Here is a 3,799-nt window from a genome sequence, read left to right on the forward strand (position 1 = left end):
GCCCATCCCGACCAGCCAATCGCCGTCGCGCATCGAGCCGACCGTGGGATCGCGTTTCGACCAGCCAAAGGCCTCGGACGCCTGGTCATAGCACTTGATGAGTGAGCGGCTGGAAAATGGCTTGCCTCCGATCGGCTCCTTCTCCGGTTCATTGATGCGACGAAACTCGACAGGATCCATGCCGAGGGCCACGGCCATTTCGTCCATGGCGTTTTCCAGCGCGTAGACATAAGGCGTCTCCGGCGGCGATCGCATGTAGCCAGGAGTGTTGCGGTCGGCATGAACCAGCGAAACATGCGTCAGAACGGAGCCGTAATTGTACATGCGCGCGGTGGCTGACGTGCCGCCGACGACATAAGGGTCAGGGCGTGACGTCACCTCCCAGGCCTCATGTCCGAACGCCGTGATGCGGCCGTCCTTGCCGGCGCCCATGCGGATCCGATGCCGCGTTTCGGCTCGATAGGTCTGCGTACCGAAGGCTTGCATGCGATTGACGACGCAGCGAACCGGCCGGCCGATGCGCCGCGCCGCGACGGCAACGATCGCAGTGCGTGCCGTCATCGGCCCCTTGGAGCCGAAGGCGCCGCCGATATAGGGACTGACGATCCGCACATTGGCCGGATCGAGCTTCAATTGGCGTGCCAGTTCCACCTTCCAGCCCGTAACATTCTGGCTGGGCTCGTGGATCGTCAACTGGTCGCCCTGCCATATGGCTGTGGTCGAAAACAGCTCGATCGGATTATGATGCTGGGTCGGCGTCGAATACTTTTCGTCGATCTTCACCGTCGCATCCGCCCAGGCGGCGTCGAAGTCACCGGCCTTCGCATCCTCCTTGAACATCGGGCTTTTGCCGGCAGCCGGTTCCATCTTCACGCCCTTGGAATCAAAGCTGGCGCTGGGCCGTTCGTCCTCGTAGTCGGCGCGGATCAACATCGCTGCCTCCTCCGCCGCCTCGAAGCTTTCGGCGACCACCAGAGCGATGATCTGACCATCGTGAAAAACCGTCTTGTCGTGCAAAGGCCCAATCGAACTTGCGCCGGTGTTGCCGAATTTCGGCATGTCGGTCTTGTCCAGATCGCCATAAGTGACGATGTCCAGCACACCGGGTACGGCCCTGGCGTCTTTCGTGTGAAGTTCGGAAACCTTGCCCCGCGCAATGCTGCTGGTGGCAAGGGCACCGTGGGCGACGTTGGCGGTGACGATGTCGGCGGGATAGCCGGCCTGTCCGGTAACTTTTAGCCGGGCGTCAATGCGAACAACGGGATCGCCCTGGTTTTCCCTTGGAGCGGGTGCAGCTTGGTTCATGGCTCAGCCCTTCATATCCCGGGTTTCGAGCAGCGCCCGCACCAGCGTGCGCTTGCCGAGCGGTATCTTGAATGCGTTATGCTCGCGCGGTCTGGCATCGGCGAAAGCAGCCTCTGCGGCCTCCTGCGCCGTGGCTTCGTCAAGCACTTTGCCCTGTAGCGTGTCCTCTGCTTCGCGCGCACGCCACGGCACCGTCGCCAGTCCGCCGAGCGCAATGCGCGCACTCCTTACCGTCTCGCCATCCATGTCGAGCGCGACAGCCGCGGACGCCAGCGCAAACGCGTAGGATTCGCGATCGCGTATCTTCAGATAGCGCGACCGGCTGGCCCACCGTGCGAGCGGCACTTCGATGGCGGTAATAAGCTCGTCGGCGGCCAGATCCGTCTCGATGTCGGGCGTCTCGCCCGGCCGTCTATGCAGCTTGGCAAAAATGAGCGTGCGCCTTCCCCGCGAACCTTCGACATCGACGGTGGCGTCCAGCGCAACCAGCGCCTGCGCGAAATCACCATGATACGTGGCAATGCAGGCATCGCTCGTACCCAGCACGGCATGCTGGCGATTGGACCCTTCCATCGCAGCGCAGCCGGAGCCCGGTTCGCGCTTGTTGCACGGCCAAGATATCTCTCGAAAATACTCGCAGCGCGTACGTTGCAGCACATTGCCGCCCAGGCTCGCCATGTTGCGAAGCTGACCGCTGGCAGCGAATTTCAGGCTGTCGGCGAGGACCGGGCAACGGCGCCTGACATCATTGTTGTCGGCTGCTTCACCCATACGGACCAGCGCACCAAACCGGATCTTATCATCGTCTATCCTGATCTGCCGCAAGGCCGGCTCGGCAAGAGAGTTGAGGTCGAGCAGTCGCTCCGGCCGCGCGACACCGAGCTTCATGTAGTCGGCCAGATTGGTGCCGCCGGCGATGAACTGCGTGTCGGCACCGGTTGGCGGAACATGCACGGTATCGGGACGGGACGCCATGGCGATTGCCGCGGAGACGCTGGTTGGTCTTTCATATACGAATGGGTGCATCCTAAGCCCTCCTGGTCTCGTCGCGTGCCTGGACGATCGCGGCAACGATGTTGGGATAGGCCGCGCAGCGACATAGATTGCCGCTCATATATTCGCGAATATCGTCTTCCGACCCAGCATGGCCTTCGTTGATGCAACCGATGGCGGACATGATCTGACCCGGTGTGCAATAGCCGCATTGAAAGGCATCGTGGTCGACGAAGGCCTGCTGGACCGGATGCAATTCCCCTTCCGCCGAAGCCAGGCCTTCCACCGTTGTGATCTCTCGGCCCTGGTTCATGACGGCAAAGCTCAGGCAGGACAGTACCCGCTTTCCGTCGATCAGCACCGTGCAGGCACCACACTGACCGTGATCGCAACCTTTCTTGGTGCCGGTCAGGCCGACATGGTCGCGCAGCGCGTCAAGCAGGCTGGTTCGATTGTCGAGCGCGAGGTTGTAGGTCTGCTTGTTGATACGCATCGAAACCGCCGACAAATCGCGCGGTTCGGCCGGTTTTGCGGACGCGGGCTGGGCAGCTCTCGTCGGGGAATTTACAAGCGGCATCACCGCCGCCGCCGAAACAGAGGCCGTCATGAACATGCGTCTGCTCAGGCCACTGGAAGTCTTGGCATCGGACATGGCTGGCTCCGGGCTGGCTGGGTCTCAAGCGGCCCAAACCACTCGCGGAGGGCAAAGTTCCCTCCTCACGAGCCTGTGATCCTTTTTTCTGTCGGCGGGATCGACGCAATCGGAACCTCCCCGGTCAAGCGATGGTTGTGTGCCAACAGCGGGAAGGAGGCGATCATGAGCGATGGTCGGCATGGCAAGGACCGTGACAATGGACCCGTATTCTCTGCGGATCAGGCGAGACAAGGCGATATCATCCTGCGAACGCGCACGCGTCGGGTCGTCTTCATAGCCGGCTTGGTCGGCGTCGTGATCCTGGCCCTCGTCGTGAGGTTGGCAATCGGCTGAACCAATCCCCCTCGCCTTGCTGCTGCACTCTCCCCGGCCCGAAAGGCGCTAGCTTGCGCGGCGCGGCGGTGTTTGGCCATGCATCGCGATGCGCCATTGGCTACGCGACTTCTGTTGGAACCAGCGCGTCGAGTCGACGTTCAGCCCTTATTCAACAGGAGGAACAGGCCGTGCCACGAGGCGAGAAATCGAAATACACTGACAAGCAGGAGCGCAAAGCCGACCACATTGCCGAAGGCTATGAGAAGCGCGGGGTTTCCGACAAGGAGGCAGAGCGGCGCGCATGGGCTACCGTCAACAAGGACGATGGCGGCGGCAAGAAGGAAGGCGGTTCCGGCCGCGGCAAACACACGGGCCATCCAGCGGCGCACAAAGGCGGCAAAAGCGGCGGCAAGGCATCGGCATCACGGTCTGCCGCAAGCCGATCGGAATCGGCAAAGAAAGCTGCGGCGACCCGCAAGCGCAATGCGGAACACCGCGCACATTGATATGAGGCCGGCACTGAATGCGGCG

5 protein-coding genes are annotated in these 3,799 nt (G+C 62.2%); 2 read left to right on the forward strand and 3 right to left on the reverse strand.

The window, feature by feature from the left end:
* The 3 genes from EN906_RS21645 to EN906_RS21655 all read right to left on the reverse strand — a co-directional run.
* On the reverse strand, positions 1-1,305 hold a 1,305-nt coding region (locus EN906_RS21645; protein ID WP_164777279.1), incomplete at its 3' end, for a molybdopterin cofactor-binding domain-containing protein.
* A 3-nt stretch (positions 1,306-1,308) separates the two neighbouring features.
* Positions 1,309-2,331, reverse strand: coding sequence for a xanthine dehydrogenase family protein subunit M (locus EN906_RS21650; RefSeq protein ID WP_127267536.1), 1,023 nt, complete (start codon positions 2,329-2,331; stop codon positions 1,309-1,311).
* A 1-nt stretch (position 2,332) separates the two neighbouring features.
* A complete protein-coding gene (locus EN906_RS21655; protein WP_127267537.1) occupies positions 2,333-2,950 on the reverse strand; it encodes a (2Fe-2S)-binding protein in 618 nt (205 codons plus the stop codon).
* 165 nt (positions 2,951-3,115) lie between these two features.
* On the opposite strand from EN906_RS21655, the gene EN906_RS21660 reads away from it, so the two are divergent.
* Positions 3,116-3,286, forward strand: coding sequence for a hypothetical protein (locus EN906_RS21660; RefSeq protein WP_127267538.1), 171 nt, complete (start codon positions 3,116-3,118; stop codon positions 3,284-3,286).
* 170 nt (positions 3,287-3,456) lie between these two features.
* The gene (locus EN906_RS21665) at positions 3,457-3,774 is read left to right on the forward strand and encodes a plasmid stabilization protein (protein WP_127267539.1); all 318 of its coding nucleotides are present in this window, start codon (positions 3,457-3,459) and stop codon (positions 3,772-3,774) included.
* Positions 3,775-3,799 lie beyond the last annotated feature (25 nt).

It is taken from the genome of Mesorhizobium sp. M7A.F.Ca.CA.004.06.1.1 (assembly GCF_003999135.1).
Taxonomy (GTDB): Bacteria; Pseudomonadota; Alphaproteobacteria; order Rhizobiales; family Rhizobiaceae; genus Mesorhizobium.

Coding starts and splice junctions, on each gene's coding strand:
- EN906_RS21660 (WP_127267538.1), top strand. CDS start 3,116: ATGAGCGATGGTCGGCATGGCAAGGACCGTGACAATGGACCCGTATTC.
- EN906_RS21655 (WP_127267537.1), bottom strand. CDS start 2,950: ATGTCCGATGCCAAGACTTCCAGTGGCCTGAGCAGACGCATGTTCATG.
- EN906_RS21650 (WP_127267536.1), bottom strand. CDS start 2,331: ATGCACCCATTCGTATATGAAAGACCAACCAGCGTCTCCGCGGCAATC.